Below are 22,179 nucleotides of genomic sequence, written 5' to 3' on the forward strand. Positions count from 1 at the left end.
AGCGTGGGTCTGATATCAGATTGCGGAAGCGACTGGGCGTAGCGTCCTTTTGCCTCTGTTTTTGCGGGATGCTTGTCGCTCACTGTGGAGCGGACGAAGGTAGATCCCGCTGCACCAAGCCACACCCGAACCTCGTTGACCTAGAGTTTCGTTGTCACGAGACGCAGAAACTGCGGTCCCGCAGACCTGTGCGGCGCTTCCCGTATTACCGCCATAACGCGATCACCGGTGGAGTCACTGTGCCCACGCCATTGCGCTCGTTAACTATCGCGTTTCCATTTTCCTGACACTCCTCTTCTTGCGCGGCGCATCGAGACCCGCTAGAAAGCGGCCGTCTCATCTCACCTGGGTGGTCAAAATGTTTCGAAAGCGAAAGAACGAGCCCCTTCCGGATTTTCGTCAAGTGACGTAATCCAGAAAGGGGTAGGGCTGGCCTAATGCGGGTCGGATCTCGGCGTCATACCGGCATCGGAGCGGATGCCGCGACATTTCTCGGCTACGAACTTCACCGATCTCCGACCAACCGAAGGCTTCCATAAATGATCATTTGCACGGCCAGTGGTATGGCCTTGTATATGGCCTTAAGTAGGGTTTTCGTGGCCGCCAAGGCGGGCAGGTGAACACGGACGCCGCTCGCGCTCGTCTTGGCGCAACTGTGGAAGCTGCGCAGCCGGCCTCAAGCCCCCTCCCCCGGTCCGAGCATGCCAGAGCGAAAACCTCCTGACCCCTCTGAACAGGGGTTTCACGGCTCCGCGCTCCACAAAAACGTACCTGACCGCGCGAACCTGCCGTCCGCGCGACCGGATACGTACTTCGCCACTATGCGTCGGAGAACAACTCACCCGGGCCCCGCACGCCGATGCCAAGCGGGCAGAGTCCACTCCCCCACCGCGCAGATTCAGGCCACAAGAGATTCGAAGTTTCCGCAAACTCCGACGTTCAGGTCCGCCTAGTCGAGCGTCAAAAATGTCCTTTGAGCTGGCTTTATACCTATGGCCTTAACTATGGCCTTGTCTACGTCCTTAATCATCACCGTCGAACCTGCGTGTGACACGATCGTCATACAAACCGTGTTAATGACCTATCAAATCACCATCTCAAGATCCTTAACCATGCCCTGGCGCATCACCCTTCGATAGGACATGTGCATGAACATCAACCCGACCTTTGACACCACATCCGATAAGACCCGGGCCGTCATCACTTACTGAGGCCTAGAACAAGACCTGTTGCATCACCGTCGCAAGGGCTGTCGAACACGCCTGATAAGCCACCCTCACAACGGCGATACCCATGACTTGCTGCACCCCCTTAGACAAGGGCGTGTCGTTGGCCATCTCGCCGACCGGCCAGCCGTACCCTGCTAGGCATGTCACCAACGCAGCCCCCGCGCAGTGTGCTTATCGCCAATCAAAAGGGCGGTGTCGGCAAAAGCTCGATCGTCGCAGCTGTCGCGGGCATGGTCTCAGCGGCCGGACGCCGGGTGCTCGTCGTTGACGCGGACCAGCAGGCAAACGTCACATCCTCGGATCTCGGAGTCGAGGGGGACCGCGGGAAGGGCCTCAGCATGGCCCTTCAGTACGCGCACCCGCTCGAACCCACCCGAGAAGTCCGACCGAACCTCGACCTCATCCCCGGAGGGCCGGCACTCGCGGTCATCGGCGCGATCGCAGCGACCGCCGCCCAGTCAGGAATGGATCTGCGGGGCAATCTCGTCTCCACCCTCAACGATTTGCAGTCAGTCGAACACTACGACCTGATTCTGATCGACTCAGGCCCCGGAGACGCCCCACTGCTCGACGCATTGCTGGGCACCGCACGGTACCTCCTCGTACCGACCAAGGACGACGATGCAAGCCTGTCGGGTGTGGAGCTCCTTGCCGCCCGCTACCTCCGAGCGCGTGAGAACGGTTCCCTCATTCAACTTCTCGGTGTCGTTCTCTTTGATGCGAACCCACGCGCGACAGCGCGGAACCGCGAGGTCTTCGAGCAGGTTGAGGATCTGCTCGAAGGTAGTGGCGCTGCGCCGTTCGAGACCTTTATTCGGTCCGATCGTGCAGCCGCCGTTGATCTCCGGATCCGTCACCTGACCCCCGCGGAACTGGTCGCCGCCGCCGAGGATCAGCTGAAGAATCGGATCCAGCGGCTGCGCGACAAGAAGCGCCTCGGTGAGCGTTTATGGTCCCGAGACCCGTCCGGTCTCGCGAGCGACTACCAATCCCTTACCCGAGAAGTTCTCAGCCGGTTGGCGTCGGCGGAGAAGGACGAAGTCTCCGGGGGAGTGGCGTGAGTGCACGACGCCGGAAGGCTGCATTCGATCCTGGAGCTCTCGGAGACCTCGACGATTTGCTCCCCACGCTGAGCATTGTCACCGAAACGGTCGACGAGACGCCAGCCCCGCAGCCCGCACCATCATCGAACGACCAACAAAGCGAGGAAGCGGAGCCCGCACCGGAACCGTCACTCGTAACCTCGCCGGATCCTCCCGAGACGGACGACGCGACGCCAGATTTGACGGACGCTGAGCCTGAAGCCCCCCAACCACAGTCTGACGCCTCAAAGCCGGTAGTCGCGCCCCGCCGGAAGCCCAAAACACGCAGCGACAGCAGCCTCGCGCCAATCCGGACCGCCCCTCCTGAGGTCTATCTCCCCCCTGCGGTGTACACAGCCCTGCGCCAACTCACGCTCGAGGAAAGACAGCGTGACCGCGCGACGGCGCGTCCCTACGGGCAAGTGGTCCTCGACGCTGTTGAGAGGCACGCCGGCGAACTTCAACGCCACTGGAGCACCGCAGAACCTCAAGCAAGCGCTGGTCTGTTCAAGCGGCGCGAGGCAGGTGCGCAACCGCGCCGCCGGCGGCACAGCGAGATTCAGGCTCGTGTTCCTCTTGCCGGGATCATCGCCTCCGATACCGCCACACTCGATGCGCTTGCCGAAGAGTGGTCAGCGGGTAGCCGTAGCGCGCTGGTCGAGCACGCACTCCGCCTGTATTTGGATGTCAGACCTGACTGAGCCTGGCAACCGCGCTTGGACACGCGCGAATCGATGATCGAACGGGGCGGGGACCCGGGGGCGGGGCGTCCAGTCGTGGAGAGTGCGTGGCGCCCCCTGGCCGTCGTCACCTCAGCAAAGTGGCGGTGGCTTCCCCAGCCCGTCGGACACCACATCGCCCGAGACCCTCCGGGAAAAGGTCGGCGCTGCGGACGCCTGCCCCGATATGGTGACGCGGTGGCCGAAACAACGTTCTCCCGAGACACGATCGTGGGTCTGGTTGTACTTCTCATGGTCGGTCTCGCGGCACTGGTGCCCGGTCTCTCGATGGGCTGGAATTGGGTCAGTGGCCATGGCGCCACGTCGACTACCGGGATCTTGTTTCTGATCATTCTGATCTTCGGCGGCAGTGTGGCTGCCGCGTACGCATGCCGCGGACTGTGGAGCTGCTGCCGTCCATCACGCGATTGACGGCACCGGCCGGTACGGCATGATGAACTCGAAATCGATCCGCCCAGCTGCATGAAACGTGACGATGGGCCGCGTCGGGCGACCACACCGACTTGGCTCCATACCAATGCGCGGCTGGTGACACTCGCTTGGTAGCCCTCGCTAGTGGTGTGTCTCGCAAATAATTCTTGATCGATTCGATAGAATCCGTACATGGGGAACCCGGTACCAGCTTTGGAGATTTCCGATGGGCAGCGCGTTGTGCTTGAGTCGTTGGCGCGCTCGCAGTCGGGTGCACATCGGGAGGTGGTGCGGGCCAAGGCGTTGTTGATGGCGGCCGAGGGCATGGCTAACACTGCTATCGCGCAGGCGTTGTCGGTATCGCCGGGATCGGTGGCGAACTGGCGGGTGCGGTTCGCCGAGGACGGCATGGCGCGGTTGGGTGAGGTGCGCAAGGGTCGTGGTCGCAAGCCCTCGATCCCGCAGGAGAAGATCGAGGAGATCGTGGACCTGACGCAGAACTACCGCCCGAAAGGCGAGACTCATTGGAGTTGCCGGACGATGGCAGAGTATGTCGGGGTCTCCAAGGACACCGTCCAGCGCGTGTGGTCTGCTCGCGGACTCAAGCCGCACCGGGTCGAGACGTTCAAACTGTCGAATGATCCGCGATTCGAGGACAAGCTCGTCGACGTCGTCGGTCTGTATCTGAACCCGCCCGAGCGGGCGATCGTGTTGTGCGCGGACGAGAAGTCGTCGGTGCAAGCCCTCGACCGGACCCAGGCCTCGCTCCCGATGATCAAGGGCCGCGGCGAGACGATGACCCACGACTACAAGCGTCACGGCACCACCACCTTGTTTGCCGCGCTCGACGTCCTTACCGGCAAGGTGATCGGCCAGTGCCTGCCGCGCCACCGTCACCAGGAGTTCTTGAGATTTCTGCGCACCATCGACCGTGAGGTGCCCAAGGACTTGGAGATCCATCTGATCCTGGACAACTACGCCACCCACAAGCACGAGAAGGTCCGGGCTTGGCTCGATAAGCATCCACGGTTCCACCTGCACTTCACTCCCACCTCCTCCTCGTGGCTTAATCTCGTCGAACGTTGGTTCCGAGAGCTGACTGATAAAGCTCTGCGGCGCGGGGTCTTTCACTCCGTACCGCACCTCATCGCCTCGATCGAGGAATACCTCGATGCCCACAATGAAAGCCCCCGACCGTACGAATGGACCGCGACCGCCGAATCCATCCTCGCCAAGGTTGCGCGCGGCCGCGTCGCACTGGAAAAGATCAGCTAAATCAGAGACACACCACTAGCTTGTGACGATCCAGCAGAGGGCTCACCGCCCGGCGATTGCATCGATGGCTTGTCCCAAGCCCTTCCGGGTGTCCCGGGGCCTCTCCACGCCACCCGCCCTGCCTCACACCGCCTTACCGGGCTCCAGCGGCTCGGCGTCGGGCTGAATCGCGCGACCATCGTTGTAGGTCTCCGCAATCACTCTCAGTTGCGCTGCGAACGCCTCCTGTGTGAACTGCATAAGCGAGTACGGCCGCCCGGTCTTACGACGCACGAGGCGTACGGCAGCCCGGGCTAGCGCGTGCAGATCATGGGGCACATTGACTGTGCTCGTCCCACGTGAAGGCCGCATGTGCCGCCCAACATCGTTCACCACAGGTGGCCTCCAGTCCCTACGCGACCACTGCCCGTTGTCCGAACAGCCCCAGCTTCTGCATGTGAGTCAGCGCAGCTCGGTAGTCGCTGGTGACCGTCTTTGCCCTGTAACCGTAGATCGGCACCGGAACATAGTTCGTGTAGGCCTCATCCACGATGCTCGCACGACGGATCGGGGGCGTCACCCTGTCCTCGTATTCACTGAGCAGATCATCCATCTGCTCACGGTAAACGTCGCCAATCGGGGGGACTGCGCAGGGGACGATAGACAGCAGCGGAACGTCGACGCGGTAGGTCCGCTTGATCTTCCGCAGTTCCTGCTCCAACGCCGGGATGCCTTCGTTCTCCTTGCCGGATGGCTTCGTGCAGGTGATCAGGCCCCACGATCCGTACGGCCCTTCCTCATCGACAGTTGTCGCGAGGATGCCGGCGATCACCAAAACATTCAAGGAGCCGGGGGAGTCAATCAAGGTGACGTCGACAGGATCCGCTTCCTCAAGCGCGTCACGCAGATGAAGGACACCACCCGTTACTGCGGGCAGCTCCACGATCAACTTGTCGAGTGTGTCGCGAGCGGCGGGGACGATTGTGAGGTTGGGGATCTCCTCGTACACGGGTTGGTCGGCTTCGTCGTACCCCCGCAGCACCCGCGCTGGGCGTTCGACTTCCTTGATCGAAGCGTTGCGCCGGAGGACGTCGGCCGCGGTCTTACCGGAGGCTTCCGGGTATCCGAGCCAGGTGCTTGCGTTTGCCTGACTGTCCATGTCGAGAACACGGACGCGGTATCCGTCCTGGGCGAGCAACGTGGCGGTCGACGTGACCGTCGTCGTTTTGCCGGCACTGCCGGACAGGGTTGCTACTGCGTAGGTAGCCACGGGAACTCCTTGCGGTTTGAATGTCCTGGATTAATTGATGTCCGCTTCCGGGTGATGCACGGTGCATCACCCTGCGGCGTGGGAGGGTGATGCACCGTGCATCACCGACGTCAATCGGCGAGAGACAGTGCGCGGCGCGCAACGTCGAGGCGGGCTTCCTCCCACGCGGTCGGCTTGTAACCGGCACGCTCGGACAGCAAGTCCAAATACACGAGATCAGAACGGCCCCACTCCCGGGAGGGATCCGCCGCCGCAAGTTCGTAACCTGCAACCGCGCACGCCCAGGCAATCTCACTGCGGCGCTTCTCGTCGCCGTTCTCAGCGCTCACACGGAACTCGGCGGGGTCGAGACCTTCCAACCGCACAAATGCCTGCGCCAACCTCCATCCCTCCTGGCTCGTCGCCAGCGCGGAGACGCCAAAGGCATACTGGTCGATTAAGAAGGTCACCAACTTCTCTCGCGACGGAACAGAGGCCGCGAGCTTCTTGCCCGCTTCTCGACGCGCTTCCGCTGCCGCCGACCGCGCTTCCGCTTCTCGTCTCGCGGCCAACTCGTCGGCATCGTCGTTTTCACGCGAGGGTTTGTCGACTGCATAGTAGACAAGCGTTCCCTGACCGGGGTCGATCGCACCGACGACGTTGGCACTCGTGAGATCGACATCGGAAACCTCGAACAGTCGATGCTCATGAAAGCTCTCACCGAACCGCTCCCGAGGATCCACGACATCGAGCCCCGCAGCCGATGCCTGCTCCCGAGACTTCCGCTCCGTCAACACACGTTCAGCCGCACGTGTCGGGCTCATTCCGCGTTCAGCAATCAGCGTGAACGCCGCAAGTTGCTCAGAACGACGAACATCCGTGCCCTGAGCCGGATCCGGCTTCTTCTGCCAGCTCCGCGCGGGACCATAGGGGAGCGCGCCAGCCAAAGCGGCCCCCTCGGCGCTACGAATCGCATCCTCCGCAATCGCGGCCTGAACCTCCGGCGCAAGGAGCAACAGCGACAGCCGCCTGGACACGGTCGCCTGATCGACACCTAGCTTCTCCGCGATCGCTCGCTGCCCCATCCCCAACTCCGAGTACCGAGCGAACATCCGGGCCTCGGCGATCTCTGAAAGGTCCTGGCGTCCGAGATTCTCCAACGTCATGGCGTCGAGGTCGCCGTGATCGTCCATCACGGCGTCATCAATTACCGCCGGAATCGTCGCCAGGCCGGCGGCAATGGCGGCCGCACGGCGGCGGTGGCCGTAGATGACTACATACTCGGCATCGTCGCCAAGAGCGTCGGCGAGCTCGGGTCGTTGCGCGAGGAAGCCCTCACGAGTTACCAGCAACCCCGGAACCTTGATGCCGTTTGCCCTGGCCCCGTTGACCAGCTCATCCCACTTCGGGTCACCAGCCTGGGGCTTTGACCTGTCCGGATCGTTGAACGGGTGCGGTACGGTCTGAAGTACCGGAACCTGCACAACGGTTTGGCCGTCGGCGGCAGCTAATCCAGCAAGCGCTGCCGTAATACCGCCTGTATTCGCGTCGCCGATCGTCTGCGTAGTTGCACCAGAAGAGGCTGCAGCCGCAAGTTCCTCGCTATCCTCGCCGCCAGCGTACTTTCGGAACCGACTAGCAGTCTTCCTGCCCGCCGGTTTACGCGCGGCCGGCTTGCGCTTGCTCGCAGCCGGACTGGTCGATGAGCTGGTGGCCACCATTTCGGATGTCACTCCGGCGCTCATAATCCTCCATTCTCTACGCATGCTTTGCATGTATTCAGAAGGAGCGTACTGGGAACGAACTGCCTGCTTTGACATCTCCAGCGGCGTGTCGCGTCCGGGTGATGCACCGTGCATCACCCGGAAGGTTCCACCCATGGGCAAGTGCAATGTCCACCGCTGGCAGGCCATGCCGCCACCAACAGTCCCGCAGCGCTCATGCGCGAGTGCAACCCGCACTCTCTCGACGGGGGTGATTCACCGATCCGACCCAGCACGGATGGCCACGTGGGGGGGTGAGTCCGCGGGTGATGCACGGTGCATCACCCTGAGTGATTTACCTTCATTCGAGCGTCATCGACGCGGACGGTCCTTAGCCTCGCGGACACACACCTCCACGCAACACCGAGGTGATGCACGGTGCATCACCTCAGCGTGACAATGTGGGTGATGCACCGTGCATCACCCGCGGACAACCTATGCCCGGATCGGTCACCTGACGTGAGCGCAGGGCATTCAACGAGCTGCCACACAGGCTGGTGCGTACTGTGCCGCATTCGACATCAAGTTCCATGCTTGGCGGGTCGCCGACATCCAACCCGCGTCGCGATCCGGCAGCATGGCCAGCGAACCGCGACCGCTCATGACGACGACGCCGGGTCGGCGCGTGATTCACGCTTTGTTGCAAAACGTCAGAACCCAAGTATTGCTGCGTGTCCCGACACGCACATCGGTGCACGCGGTCGATGCAGGCGTCCCCGAAGGTGGTCACCGCGAAGGGGGTCGAGGTTGGGGTCCCGTCCTTCGCGCATGTTCCATCTGTTGCGCAACACCTTCGAGCGCCTACTGCACACCTACGGAAGAGCGCGGCAGTCGACCGAGAGGTATCGACGTTGACGTCGATCCAACCGCGCCGGGACGCGCACTGCCTGGCATGACAACACCCCAGTGAGTTTGTGCCCTCCCGCGACTTCGGCTCGCGACATGCAGATCGCCTGCACGGCCAGCCCGACCATGCCTGGGACTGCATGCAGGCGACGCAGGCGTGTACACGTTTGCCGGCTACCAGGCCGGCGCTCAAACGCTGCCGTCGTTCCATGGTATCGATTTCGCCCTGTGGGTGATGCACCGTGCATCACCCACAGGCCTAGCTGGATGGGAGCGGGCAGTCAAGCACCTACACGCCGAACTTCGAGCTCGAGGAAGCGGTCGACGACCAGCTGACCTCGTCGCCTCTCTACCGCAGGAAGGCTCCGCGCATTCGATGCCACGGCCGATCCGAAAACTGGTGAGATGGACAACTTCGGCGAAGATGACTGGTGGTGCGGATAGGTGCCCCGAATCGGCAGCGGGTTCCTAGGCGATCGGCGTGGATCTCCCTCACACCGTGTCCGCCGGTAGATCGGGGAGATACCAATAATTGCCCGGGAAGCGTCATCAGTCTCCCGCGGAGCCGTACCGGCGACTCCCACGACGCGACAAGTTTGTGCAGGAGTGGTGCATGGATCGGCGGGTGGATCCGTCGGCGCCTTCCTGGGTGCATCGGTCGATGTACTGATGGGGTGGGAATGAAGGTCGAGTCGACAGGAGCGTCCTGCTCCTTCGGCCCATCACCGACACGATTGTGGACGAGCCCGGATTCTCGAGACCCCGGAGACGGTCGGAGAAACGGTGGTGTGAGTTTCGCGGCATCCCGAAGTCGAGCACCTATCCCGATGGTGCGACCTCACGACCGGCTAGGACCGGGCCGTTGGAGGATGCCAGCAATATCGAGTCGCACACCACTCGCGTGCGACTCCCGAGCCACATTTCCTTGCCCCGGGCCGAATCACCTAGCAAGCCTCGACACGGCACCCGCGGACGACCCACTGAAACCTGGTCAGGCACACCCTTAGCCGGCACCATTGCCGTTTCATTCGCGGGAAGGTCCGCCGCGCTCCTCGCCACCTGGTAGGACGCATTCTGACGTACACCTCTATTCCGCAGCGAGTTTGTACCGCAAAGTTGCACCCTTCGTCGATATGCTGGGGAACGCGCCCCTGGTCGCGTTCGCATGACGGCATGATCCCGACCGCGTACAGGATTGCTCTGTCGCCGCACGTCGGCAAACCGTCGGAGCCGGGCGGTGCACGGACGGCTTCGCCAGCAGGTGCTCAGCGAAATGTCGGCCCTATACCCGCAACAAAGCTAGCCTGCACCAACATTGAGGGTTGAGATCCACTGCTCCGACACGATCGCGGACATTTCTTTTACGTCTTCGTCTCCAGCCGTAGGGCTCGATTCATGACCGAGGACATCCGGGTGACCTACCGTGCGGCGCTCGATGGTCGAAGCCAGCTCCGTTGAGCCCCATCGCCCTTCGTAACGCTGGTGCCGGGTTAGCGACCGTCATGCACCTGGTCACATCTCAGCGTCAGCCTTCTGCCGGTGGTTCAGTGTTGCTGCAAGCGCTTGTCGGCACCGCTGACGGTGCTCTGCAGACGCAATCAGGGCATCCCGGCGGCTGAGACGCGTATCGCGGTCGATAATGCGCTGACGGGCCTCCTGGGCCGCTTTTTGGGCCATCTCGGTCGGTGAGGGTCGAGTCCAATCGATGTGTGCCAGCCTCCAACGGAGAAATCCGACAGGTCGCTCGATGTGCGTCGGCCACGTCCAGCCTCGCTGCTGAGTATCACGCGTCAGTTCAGCAGCGACGTCACGACCACGCCACCGATTCGCATCAATGCCGGCATTTGCGAGTGCCTCGCAAATCAACCCCACATGCCCGGCTGAAGCGAAGACCGGGGCATGAACAAGCAGCTCAGCGGCGGTGCGTTGCAGTTCGATTGCCCGAGGCTGCGGCGGCGGGGTCTTCGAATTCTTCGATTGCTCGCCCGTGCGCGTTCGCGCGCGCGTTGGTGATAACTCTCTAACAAGAGATAACAACTTAAATCCCCTAGAAGGGGATAGGGGGCCACGAGAACGCAACTGGGGATAACTCGCGAGAGCATCATCCTTCGAGCGACGAACCTTCTTCGCCAGCTTCTTTGTCGCCACCTGTGCCGCGACGACGAGGGATTTCGGTGATGTCAGCGCCCACACTGACGCTGCACGGCGTTGAATCCGCCCATGATGGGATTCCGCAGCGTGTGATTCTTCAGCTCTCAAGTACCTCCCACGCACCATCTCGCGAGCTACCGAGAGCGTGTGAAGTGCCCTTCTCGCGCGTTTCACAACCGACACACTGACTCCGCTGCGGTGTGCGATCGTCTCTCTGGAGGCGCACACACGACGGCCCGTTGACCGCTCAGCGAACGAGGCCATCGTCACAGCTACGGCAAATACGAACTCAGTGCTGACCTTGAACCATCGGCACACTCCTCGCCCTGTGGGGGAGTTCAACACTTCGCGGACCTGGCGCTGCCAGGCACCGCGCCCGGTCCATGCTGGAGTCGAAGCCTGCCGGCCAGGATCTACGGGTAACGACCACGAACGGCCTCGCTGATCGCTCTCGGCGTTGAGCCGTTCGACACGATTGACTCGCTCGACAGCGGCCGAAACCAGAGCATCCCACTCGGTGTCATCGGTAGAAGAAACCTCACCGACCGGGGTAATCGGAACATGGTTGTCGAAGAATTCGGCCGCATTCGCGGCGGATCCGGGGTGCATGACGCGCCTTTCACGCGCCCTTCACCAAGATGTTGCCGTGAGTCGCTGGCATCACCAGCGGGACATGGCTTACCCTGACAAGAGCGCACGGTATCGACACGACTGCTCGCGGGACTGCCAATCACAGGAGCGGTCGTGTTGGAACGGCCAGATATGTTCGGTGGGTCTCATCCGTAGAGGGTGGGACCCACCGACGTTTTTGCTAGTGGAGTGGGCACCTCCTCACGGGATGCGTGAACGCCGGAAGAGCCGGCGACATGAGGTCAGCGCATACGGAATCGTCACGTTGGCGTAAAAATGAGAGGTCGCGAACACCAATATCACGCCGTGTCGCGTGCGCACGACGAATCGCGCGTTCTATACTCATAGAAGGCAGACCTCCTCCCTTGCGTGGTGGTTTGTACGACGAGCGGAACCCCCGGAGCTGGCGAGCGAAGGGGGGTTTCGCCTTTTCTGGGCTCTGTTCAGCCCGTCATTGGCAACTCTTCCTGTCTGGCTTGCGCCGGAATCGCTGGCTCGTTCTCGAGTGCCAGCTGAACAAGCGCGATCATTCGATCGGTGATTGTCTTGACCCGACCATCGTCAACCGGCGCGAGAATCCGATCGGCGATCTCCGCGGGGAACTCAACCCCGATATGGCGAACGGCGACGTCGCGGGCTGGGCGCCCGCCCCGACTTTTCCGAGTTGTCATGCCTTAAATCCTGCTCTTTGGGTTTAACTAAACCGCGCAGCGACACGCCGAGTTAAATAAAACTCGAAAAGTGCCCCAGAGAGCCTCCTCCGGCCACGAATCTGGCTCCGAATCGTATGCGAACGACCGCCGGCATTCGGCAAAAATATTTGATCAAACGAAACGCAATCTGCGTAGGCAATCACACCACCCCAGAAACGTCACGTGATGAATCAAAATCTATGTGAGACATAGAGTTACACCGCGAGAAGCGGGATGGGGAGAAGCTTCACAATCAGAGAGCGAGCCCGTCGGAGACCCCTCTGTCTGACCTGTCCGATCACTCATCTGCGTCGCTTCACAAGAAGACCGCACCCGGGCCGATCGGAGGGATTCAATGCCTTAGGGAAGTTCATCCGCACTGCGGGAGATATTGTCAATACCTGTGGATGAGGGAGTTTCAGGCAACCTCCGCTCCGGTGCTTGCGGGCTCGACCGCCCCGGCGTTGGGGCTGATGGCGGTGGGTCGCTCAAGTAGCTTGCCCGTGTGGAACACCGCGCCGGCACGAACGAGCGCGACCAGATGTGGTGCGTTGACCGCCCGCCAGCGAGCCTGGGCGGCGTCGATCAGCTTGTAGGCCATGGCAAGTCCCGCCGCACGGGACCCGGGACCCTTGGTGACCTTGGTCCGGAGTCGCACTGTGGCGAAAGTGGATTCGATGGGATTTGTCGTGCGTAGATGCACCCAGTGCTCAGCCGGATACTTGTAGAACTCGAGCAGCACATCCATGTCGTCGGTGATCTTCTTCACCGCCTTCGGATACTTCGCGCCGTAGTCGAGTTCGAAGGCCTTGATCGCCACTTGCGCTTTGTCGATGTCCTCGGCGTTGTAAATTTCCTTCATCGCCGCGAGCGCACCCGGATGCGCCGACTTCGGCAGCGCAGCAAGAACGTTGGCCTGCTTATGGAACCAGCATCGCTGCTCCCGGGTTTCCGGGAACACCTCCCGCAACGCCCGCCAGAACCCCAGCGCGCCGTCACCGACCGCCAGAACTGGGGCGGTCATGCCGCGGCGTCGGCAGCTGCGCAACAGGTCAGCCCACGACTCGGTGGACTCGCGGTACCCGTCGGTGAGGGCGACGAGCTCCTTGCGTCCGTCCGCACGGACACCGATCATCACCAGCAGGCACAGTTTTTCCTGCTCAAGCCTCACCTTGAGGTGGATGCCGTCGACCCACAGATAGACGAAGTCGGTGCCCGAGAGGTCCCGATCCTGGAAGGCCTTGGCCTCGTCCTGCCACTGGGATGTCAACCGGGTGATCGAGGCCGCCGACAGTCCGGCACCGGATCCGAGGAACTGCTCGAGCGCCGGCCCGAAGTCGCTGGTGGAGAGCCCGTGCAGGTACAGCAGCGGCAGCACCTCGTTCATCTGCGGGGACTTACGTACCCAGGCCGGCAGGATCGCGGACGAAAACCGCTGTCGCTCGCCGGTGTCCGGGTCGACGCGCTTATCGTTCACTCTGGGAACCTTCACGGTGACCGCGCCCGCGGCGGTCAGCACATCGCGTTCGTGATGGTAGCCGTTGCGGACCACCAGGCGGCGACCGTTCTCGTCGACCTGATCAGCGAACTGCTCGATATAGGCGGCCACCTCCGCCTGCAGCGCGGCCGCCAGCATCTGCCGCGCACCATCGCGGACGATCTCGTCGAGCATCGACCGCCCGACGTCGTCGTTGGAGCGGTCGTCGTCGTGTACTACCGTGAGCACGGGCGTACCTTCCCGCCAGCGTTGGCGCGCTGGTCTTGATCAGATTCCTGTGAACTTCGTAGATCATCTTCCGGGAAGGTACGCCCTCCCGGGATCCACAGGTTCTGAGCATTCCTCGCACTGCGGCCAGATATAGCAAAGTCCAGATGACAGTTGACCTATATCGGAAAACTGCAGGTCGAAGCGTCCAGGAGCATCCGACGCGCTAGAACATTGATCGGCTTCAGTTCTGCGGCACAGCCCTAGGGCGGCGACTGCACGTTGACGGACCGGCTGAACCCGAGACCCCGACGCCCAGACCGCAAGAGCGGGTTCCTCATACACCTGGGGCAATGGGCGCACGACCACCTGCATTGCGCACAGCCAACACCTCCGCTCCGCCGTGACAGGAGCAACCAGCGAGGGAACCGACTCCAAAAGAACGACATCTCACCCGCCACCACAAGACTCCCGAGAGGGTTCGCCGGCGTCTGTAGCCGAACTTTGCGGAGACCAGCGGAGTATCTGGATGCCGATGGGACCAGCAATATCCGTCTTTGGTCATACACACGGTCACCATTCAGGGTTCCCGCGCATACCAAGAGGGCACAAAAGTCGACACAAAGATCAACATCAAGGAAGCAGTCGACCCAATTGCCAATCGCGTCGATCGAGCCGCCATCGAAAAACGAAATGAATCGGAATCTGCGCCGGACTACATGGGCTGCGCCAGCTACGGCGAAGCCAGGCAAATCCACGCTCACAAGTTTGCTGGAATCCGAACACGAGATGCACCGGATCTGGAACCTCTCAACGTCCGAACCCGACGGCATTTCGAGAAGCACCGCACATCGCCTTCAGGGTCTCGTGACTACCTCCGCGACCGACCAATTTCATCCCCATCAACCCTGCGTTGGTGTTGAACACGCCACAACGCGGCGCCGAGGGGCCGTGCCGCCCCAGGAGGCCTGCGAGAACATGTGGGGTGTCATTGGCCGGAGGGGAGCGCGCGTGCCAACGACCCGGAGATTGATGGATTCCACTTCGCAAACCGAGAGGTTCACGTTGCCGGAATCTCTCACACCCCCCTCATAATGGTACGAGCACCGGATCTCACACTCACAGCACTCGCTACGTAGGTAGGTAGTCGCGCGGAACGGCCATTGCCGAAAGTCTGATGTCGCGTTCAGACCCAAAAGGTTCATGCGTCTGTAGCTAAATCGTGCGAGCATCGACCCATTTGTGTACACGCAACGGATGCAGTGGAGATGTCACACACGGGCATGACGTTTCATGAGCCGACGATCTGAAGCGCTTACCTCATGGCCCCGCTAATCTGTAACCCGCGCCGTGTGATGCAGGGTGCATCACACACGGAAACCGGTGATGCACCGTGCATCACCACAGGTCGTAGCAAGGTGAGGTCCGCTCCAACTCGCGGACATTGAGGTGCAAAAGCTGCCCTCGATGGTTGATGGTCAAGGGTGGAGCCAGCAACTGCGATCACCGCTTCGGAGCCTCGGTGTCGCATATCCCGAGAGGCTGAGATCTCGGCACCAAGGTCGTCTGCAACGCCGTGCGTCTGGGGAACGTGGGATTGATGGCGGCGAGCAATCGGTGCGGCGACTGTCGCCAGTGCTGTACCGGATCTCGGGGCCCACCGAGCGCGCAAACGCAACTGACACTTTCGTCTGATGAAGCAAGAGGATTCGTCCGCGCCGAGATCGACCACCGTACTGTGATCAGTCGGCGCGCTGGAGGATTCCGAGTTCTGCCCTGTCCGCCTGCCCGGCGGCCACCAGATCATCGGCACGAAGAGGACTATCCGCAGCCGCGGCGTTGTGCGCACCCACCCGACGAACTCTGGCCGCATAAGGATTCGGCAATGCCCGAGCGGAGATGACCAATTGGAGTCAGGGTGGATGCCGCCTCACTACGGGGGGCGAGCCGGGCTGCCGCACATGCTTTGACGACATTCGCGAGATCGTGCGGGAGACCCATACCGTCGATGAGAATGACGGCATCGAAGGGGGAATGGGAAGGGTGATGCACGGTGCATCACTCGGAAGTAGGTGATGCACCGTGCATCACCCAAGTCCGGGGCGCCGGGCGGCGATATAGGTGGCCAACTGCACCGCCGGGTCAGTGTTATTGCGGGGGTGGCCATTGGGGGTGCAACTCGTCCCACGATGTTGCCCCAGCAAGATTCGTCGGGCACGTGGGAGCCTCACCCCTTGAGTAGGTGCACGCCTTACGTCAATCAGAGGAGGGTCGTTCCACTGGTGGATGTAGTTGGAGGCTAGCTCTCGCTCGTCAGCGCGAGGCTTCAGAGTCACATTGGAGCTGACACAGCGCGGGGCGGCGCGCTCGAAACCCTTCGGTCTATCCGTACGGGAGATGAGAACAACATGCACCCTTGGTATCTGATGCGCACGGCCAGCGAAATGCGGCGAAATGACGTTTGGCCGGATCTGTTGGCGTACCCACTGTGGTCACCGAGATGGTCGGCTATCGGCCACCCGGTATCCCCGACCGGCGGGGGACAGTGGCAGATGGGTTCACTCCGGCGCTTTGTCCGAGTGATGTTCAAAGGGGTGACGATTCGAGGTTGCCCCGCCGCTTGAGTGCAGGGTGAGGAAGTGTCAGCCCTCGAGGCCGCCGCGGATCGGCGACAGAGAGTGTATTCCATTGGTCAGGTATCACTCATCAGCATTCGAGACACTCACGAATCGCCATACATCAAGCAGCTTTCGTTGTTACCCGCTGGTAACAGGTGCCGAACCCGAAGGGATGCGTCGAATAACGTTGTGCAGTACGAAACCTGCACACGTTGAGACGGCTGATTGTGGTGCAGGACAAGTCCTACTACCGCCGGGCGGAACTCTCACCCTGGACTAGAGATAGCCGATTCGTGATGAGTGCAGCCGACCAGCGGTGGAGTCGGGGCGTAGCCACGGCACCGATAGGTGTCTTCAGTGCACAAACGTATAGAGTCCCAAAGCTATTGTCACACATCGCCACCAGGTCCCGTTCCTGGTCGCTCGCTGAGCGCCCTCCACTTCGAGTAGCCGGGCTGGCATCGCCATAGGGTGAGGACAAGACTGCGAAACCCCGCCGGAGCTGGCGGACGGCGGGGCCGCTACACCAGCAGTCGAGTATCGGTTGCGCAATGCGAACCCAACCAGCTACTAGGGTCCAGCTGACGGGCGGGACACCGACAACCTGCACATGGGATCAGCCGGTGCGGAACAGATCGTATGACGCCGACCACCTGTGTCCCAAAAGTGTGGCGTACGACACGCTCACTTTCTTGCGGCAAACGCGAAGGCTGCACTTGTATATCCGCGGGATCGGAGTCCAGACGGTGTGTTACGCCTACTCAACTAACAGTGCACGCCCGAACGCTCAGGTTGCCGTGAGGCGTTCAGCGCCCGCCTATCGGTACGACCTCGCCGGTGTCCTGGACCCCTCCACCGGCAGCATCGACCATCGTGCCGCCGCTGCCGGGGTCGCCTTCGTCGGGCAGGAAGTCCCGGCGTGGGATCCCGACCGACCGCGCAGGAGCTCTATGACCACCACATCGGAAGCCTCGAGCTTCACGACAATGTGAAACCCCTACCCTTGGCGGCGACCGCCCTGCTGGAGAAGCAATCACGACAGACCCCGGTGGGGAGGCTCTCACAGGGGCAGCAGCGCAGACTCCATCTCGCCATGCAGTTTCGCCTCCCGCCCCGTGCTGCTCATCTGCGACGAACCCACGAACCAACGGTCGGTGTCCCTGGTCGACAATCTCACCGCCGCACTGTCGGACACCCCGGCCGCGGTCCTTGTGGCTACCCATGACCAGCAGATGCTCACCGATCTCGCACATTGGCCCCGCTTGTGCCTGAACGTCGACCCCGCCCGGTGACATGTGTGCGATGCCCAGCGTGAGCATGCCGAGCAGCCATACACCTCGGGGGTGGCGCACCGGAAGACGCTGACCGCCGACGCCGCAACGCGCGGCAGACAAACACCGGGCGACGCTGAGTACGTCCCGGCCGAACGTCTCTCGGGCGGATATTCCGGCGCAGCAGGGGCAACCGTTCGAGGCGCGTCGGATGGCCGACCGACTTATTACCCGGTACCCCGCTCTCGGTGACCGGAAGGACACCCTGGCGAGGTGAACCCAGGCATCTGCCGCGCTGCGCCTGCGGACTTTCGTCCTGTCGATTACAGAGGGGGTTCGCGGAGCGGACAGCGAATCCCATGGCTCTGCCGTCGAATGTCGGTGTCGCGGGCTAGCGTCGAGTGGGTACCCGACAGCTGAGGAGCAGCGATGAGCGCGGTCACGACGAATCAACCACTCGGCACCCCCACCTGGATCGACCTGGGCATCCCGGATCTCGACCGGGCGATGACCTTCTACGGGTCGGTCTTCGGTTGGGAATTCGACGTCGGTCCCGAGGAGTACGGGCGGTACACGATGTGTCTGCTCGGCGGCAACAAGGTCGCCGCGCTGATGCCGAATCCCGACGAGAACGCCACCGAGTTCTGGTGGAACGTCTACCTGGCGACCGACGATCTCGATGCGACGGTCGCTCGGTCCGCCGCCGCGGGCGGCACGCTGCTGATGGAGCCGAAGGACATCGCCGACCAGGGTCGGATGGCGATGGTGCGGGATCCGTCCGGGGCGCAGTTCGGCCTGTGGCAGGGTCGGGCACACGTCGGCTGCGAGCTCGTGAACGAGCCGAACACGTTGTTACGCAACGACTTGGTGACCCCGAATCCCGGCCCGGCGCGGGACTTCTACGCGGCGGTGTTCGACTTCACCCTGGACGGGAACGACGACCTGCCCGGCGTGGACTTCACCTTTCTGCGCAGACCGGACGGGCACGAGATCGGTGGCATCGTGGGCGACCCGGCCGCCTCCGCGTCCTCCTGGGGCACGCTCTTTCAGGTCGTCGATACCGACGCGGTCGTCGCCGCCGCGCGGGCGAACGGGGGTACCGCGGACGATCCGACGGACATGCCGTACGGGCGGACCGCGGATGTCGCCGATCCGTTCGGTGCGACGTTCACGGTGGGTTCCCCGCTGCCGGGTGGGCAGGGGTAGAGGGGTCCGGTCCGGAGACTAGTGGTGTGTCTCGGATTTAGTTGATCTTTTCCAGTGCGACGCGGCCGCGCGCGACCTTGGCGAGGATGGATTCGGCGGTCGCGGTCCATTCGTACGGTCGGGGGTTTTCGTTGTGGGCGTCGAGGTATTCCTCGATCGAGGCGATGAGGTGCGGTACGGAGTGAAATACCCCGCGCCGCAGAGCTTTATCGGTCAGCTCTCGGAACCAACGTTCGACGAGATTAAGCCACGAGGAGGAGGTGGGAGTGAAGTGCAGGTGGAACCGGGGATGCTTGTCGAGCCAGGCCCGGACCTTCTCGTGCTTGTGGGTGGCGTAGTTGTCCAGGATCAGGTGGATTTCCAAGTCCTTGGGCACCTCGCGGTCAATGGTGCGCAGAAATCTCAGGAACTCCTGATGGCGGTGGCGCGGCAGGCACTGGCCGATCACCGTGCCGGTGAGGACGTCGAGGGCGGCGAACAAGGTGGTGGTGCCGTGACGCTTGTAGTCGTGGGTCATCGTCTCGCCGCGGCCCTTGATCATCGGGAGCGAGGCCTGGGTCCGGTCGAGGGCTTGCACCGACGACTTCTCGTCCGCGCACAACACGATCGCCCGCTCGGGCGGGTTCAGATACAGACCGACGACGTCGACGAGTTTGTCCTCGAATCGTGGATCGTTCGACAGCTTGAACGTCTCGACCCGGTGCGGCTTGAGTCCGCGAGCGGACCACACCCGCTGGACGGTGTCCTTCGAGACCCCGACCACCTCGGCCATCGTCCGGCAACTCCAATGAGTCTCGCCTTTCGGGCGGTAGTTCTGCGTCAGGTCCACGATCTCATCGATCTTCTCTTGCGGGATCGAGGGCTTGCGACCACGACCCTTGCGCACCTCGCCCAACCGCGCCATGCCGTCCTCGGCGAACCGCACCCGCCAGTTCGCCACCGAGCCCGGCGATACCGACAACGCCTGCGCGATAGCCGTGTTGGCCACACCCTCGGACGCCATCAACAGTGCCTTAGCCCGCACCACCTCACGGTGTGCACCCGACTGCGACCGCGCCAACGACTCAAGCAAAACGCGCTGCCCATCGGAAATCTCCAAGGCGGGTACCGGATGCCTCATATAGGGATTCTATCGAAGAGAACCAGAATTATTTGCGAGACACACCACTAGCTACTTCGACCTGAAAAACGAGGCGCCCCGGTGAGCATGATTCGGCCGCTCTCGGCCGGTCGGGATTGGGTTGGCCGCAAGTCCCCCCGATCCGCGTCCTTTCACGCTGCCAGGGTGCTGATCTTGACCAGGTTGTGCGCCAGGACCCCGTGGCCGACCCAGATCTGGGCGCCTTCGGTGCTGTCGATGCGGGTGCGGTCCCAGCCATATCCACGTTTGAGGGCGCTGATTCTGCCTTCGACTCCGGTGCGCCACTTGATTGTTCGTCGGAACGCTGGGCGGTGTTCCTCGGCTCGCCGGTCAGCTGAGGGTTTGCCCTTGCGGGGGATGACGACGTGGCGCACGCCGAGGTCGCGTAGGTCGTCTTCGACGGCTTTCTCGCCGTAGCCGCGGTCGGCGGTGACCGTGCGGGGTGGCCGGCCGGCGCGTGTGCGGACCCGATCCACGGCTGGTGCCAATTGGGGTGCGTCGGCCGGGTTGCCGCGTTCGACGTTGTGGTCCACGATCACGCCGTCGTCGCCTTCGACGAGCTGGGTCTTGTGGCCGAACTCGACCGGTTTGCCGAGCCGTCCCTTGGCGATGGGCCGGGCGTCGGGGTCGTGCAGGCTGACTCGCCGGGTGGCTCCGTCCGGGGTCTGCCCGGCCAGCCGCTGTCGGGTCTGCGCGGTGATCTGCCGGGTGGCGGTGACCAGGTCCTCGAGGTCGTCGATGGCGCGGGCCAGGCGTCCGCGCCGGCGGCCCGCGGCCCCGTCGTGCTCGCCCTGGGCCTTCCGGGCTGTGGCCTTGGTGCGTGCCCGGCGCAGCGCGTGTTTCGCGTTGGTCAGCAGCCGTTCGGCATCGGTGGCGGCGGTCTCGGCCAGGTCGGCCAGCTCCCCGGTGGTGCGCCGGACCGCCGCCAGGGCCTCGTCTCGGCCGGCGGCGCTGCGCGACCGCAGCTTGAAACCGATCGCGTGCGCCCGCTTGCCCGCTGCACGGGATCGGTCCCGGACCGTGGTGCGTGTCGCTCTACCGGCGGCCTGGATCCGCTTGCCGGTGGCCGCGATCCGTCGGATTGCCTTGGCCAGCAAACCGGAGTCGGTGGGGTAGGACACGTTGCTGGGCACCACGGTGGTGTCGGCCCGCAACGTGGTGGTGCGCAGCACCTTGGCCTCGGTGGCCTTGGCCAGCAGCGCCTCGTTCAGCCCGTCCACCGCCGCCGCGCCACAGCGGGTGGTCAGCTTCATCAACGTCGTCGGGTGCGGCACCGACCCGTCCAAGGGGATCCGGCAGAACCGGCGCCAGGTGATCGAGTCGCTCACCTCGCGGCACAGGCTTTCGTAGCCGAGCCGGTAGCGGAACTTGAGGAACATCAGCCGCAGGTAGGTCTCCATCGGCGTCGACGGACGACCGATCCGCGGGTCGAAGTACGGAACGAACGGTGCGAAGAACGCTGGATCATCCAACAGCGCATCCACTCGCTCGAGCTCCGCGGGAAGCCGCAGCAACTCCTGCGGCAGCACCGACTCGAACAACGACGGTTGATCGCCTACGGTACGGAACACGATGGCCTCGATCCCTTCTAGCCCAACGGGTTGAGGCCATTGTTCCGGTTCAGGACTGGCTGATCACGTACCGCCACACCCCGACTTTTTCAGGTCGAAGTAGCTATTCGGCCGGGCACCTCGGTGGCGGTCGTAACGTCAGCATCCGGGTTCAATGGCTCTGAAACGTCGTGGTCGTCACCGGATGGCGGGCGGGTTGCCCCTGCGCTCCTCGTCGCCGCCCGGGCCCCGCCTTACCACTGTATGTTTCCCCGCGCGCCGCACACCGGACAACGAGGCGGATCCTGCCCGTCGGTGTGCGGTGCTTAGGTGGTCTGCGCGTTCTCGGCCTGCACGCCTTTCTGCCCCTGGCTGACCTCATATTCCATGTGTTGTCCCTCGTCCAGGGTCTTGAAGCCGCGGCCCGCGATCTCGGAGAAGTGGACGAAGACGCCGCCGTCGGGGGCGGTGAACCCGAAACCCTTCTCGCCGTTTCCAGGTCTCGGGGATGTGGAAGTAGATCCACAGGTTGGCTCTCCGCTCGTTGCTTGCATTGTTGCATGCATCGTTGCGAGCAAAGATGCGAGCACGTGGTTTAATGGCCTTGAGCGGATGTTGCTCTGTAGCGACCGAGGCCGATG

Annotated in this window: 12 protein-coding genes; 5 read left to right on the forward strand and 7 right to left on the reverse strand. The window is 62.8% G+C overall.

Annotated features, from left to right (window positions below; genetic code table 11):
• The first annotated feature begins 1,369 nt into the window (after window positions 1-1,369).
• From GO592_RS36315 to GO592_RS36325, 3 genes are all read left to right on the forward strand, one after another.
• Window positions 1,370-2,290 carry a ParA family protein gene (locus tag GO592_RS36315; protein ID WP_011599367.1) on the forward strand — a complete coding sequence of 307 codons (921 nt, stop codon included), beginning with the start codon at window positions 1,370-1,372 and terminating at the stop codon, window positions 2,288-2,290.
• A 938-nt stretch (window positions 2,291-3,228) separates the two neighbouring features.
• Complete coding sequence (locus GO592_RS36320) at window positions 3,229-3,462, forward strand: hypothetical protein (protein WP_039952505.1); 234 nt, start codon at window positions 3,229-3,231, stop codon at window positions 3,460-3,462.
• A gap of 192 nt (window positions 3,463-3,654) precedes the next feature.
• Entirely contained in the window at window positions 3,655-4,737 is a 1,083-nt protein-coding gene (locus GO592_RS36325; protein ID WP_202715271.1) for an IS630 family transposase, read from the forward strand.
• A gap of 391 nt (window positions 4,738-5,128) precedes the next feature.
• Here the strand turns inward: GO592_RS36325 and GO592_RS36330 are convergent, their stop codons facing one another.
• The 4 genes from GO592_RS36330 to GO592_RS36345 all read right to left on the reverse strand — a co-directional run bounded on the left by GO592_RS36330 (window position 5,129) and on the right by GO592_RS36345 (window position 13,773).
• Window positions 5,129-5,986, reverse strand: a complete 858-nt coding sequence (locus tag GO592_RS36330) for a ParA family protein (RefSeq protein ID WP_005571224.1) — start codon at window positions 5,984-5,986, stop codon at window positions 5,129-5,131.
• A 110-nt stretch (window positions 5,987-6,096) separates the two neighbouring features.
• Window positions 6,097-7,710 (reverse strand): ParB/RepB/Spo0J family partition protein, encoded by a 1,614-nt coding sequence (locus tag GO592_RS36335; RefSeq protein ID WP_237720320.1) that lies wholly within the window; start codon window positions 7,708-7,710, stop codon window positions 6,097-6,099.
• 4,088 nt (window positions 7,711-11,798) lie between these two features.
• Window positions 11,799-12,026 (reverse strand): hypothetical protein, encoded by a 228-nt coding sequence (locus GO592_RS36340; protein ID WP_005262432.1) that lies wholly within the window; start codon window positions 12,024-12,026, stop codon window positions 11,799-11,801.
• 439 nt (window positions 12,027-12,465) lie between these two features.
• Complete coding sequence (locus GO592_RS36345; RefSeq protein ID WP_011599256.1) at window positions 12,466-13,773, reverse strand: IS256-like element ISRjo4 family transposase; 1,308 nt, start codon at window positions 13,771-13,773, stop codon at window positions 12,466-12,468.
• A gap of 3,751 nt (window positions 13,774-17,524) precedes the next feature.
• On the opposite strand from GO592_RS36345, the gene GO592_RS46745 reads away from it, so the two are divergent.
• Window positions 17,525-17,662: an ABC transporter gene (locus GO592_RS46745; RefSeq protein WP_237720415.1), complete on the forward strand. Its 138-nt coding sequence runs from the start codon at window positions 17,525-17,527 to the stop codon at window positions 17,660-17,662.
• 408 nt (window positions 17,663-18,070) lie between these two features.
• Window positions 18,071-18,847 (forward strand): VOC family protein, encoded by a 777-nt coding sequence (locus tag GO592_RS36355; RefSeq protein WP_007297325.1) that lies wholly within the window; start codon window positions 18,071-18,073, stop codon window positions 18,845-18,847.
• A 37-nt stretch (window positions 18,848-18,884) separates the two neighbouring features.
• On the opposite strand, the gene GO592_RS36360 is transcribed toward GO592_RS36355, so the two are convergent.
• From GO592_RS36360 to GO592_RS36370, 3 genes are all read right to left on the reverse strand, one after another.
• Entirely contained in the window at window positions 18,885-19,967 is a 1,083-nt protein-coding gene (locus tag GO592_RS36360) for an IS630-like element ISRjo2 family transposase (protein ID WP_011599356.1), read from the reverse strand.
• A gap of 152 nt (window positions 19,968-20,119) precedes the next feature.
• A complete protein-coding gene (locus GO592_RS36365) occupies window positions 20,120-21,559 on the reverse strand; it encodes an ISNCY-like element ISRjo3 family transposase (RefSeq protein WP_202715272.1) in 1,440 nt (479 codons plus the stop codon).
• A gap of 305 nt (window positions 21,560-21,864) precedes the next feature.
• Window positions 21,865-22,092: a cold-shock protein gene (locus tag GO592_RS36370; protein ID WP_007299996.1), complete on the reverse strand. Its 228-nt coding sequence runs from the start codon at window positions 22,090-22,092 to the stop codon at window positions 21,865-21,867.
• Window positions 22,093-22,179 lie beyond the last annotated feature (87 nt).

Source organism: Rhodococcus sp. 21391, assembly GCF_016772255.1.
GTDB classification, from domain to species: Bacteria; Actinomycetota; Actinomycetes; order Mycobacteriales; family Mycobacteriaceae; genus Rhodococcus_F; species Rhodococcus_F opacus.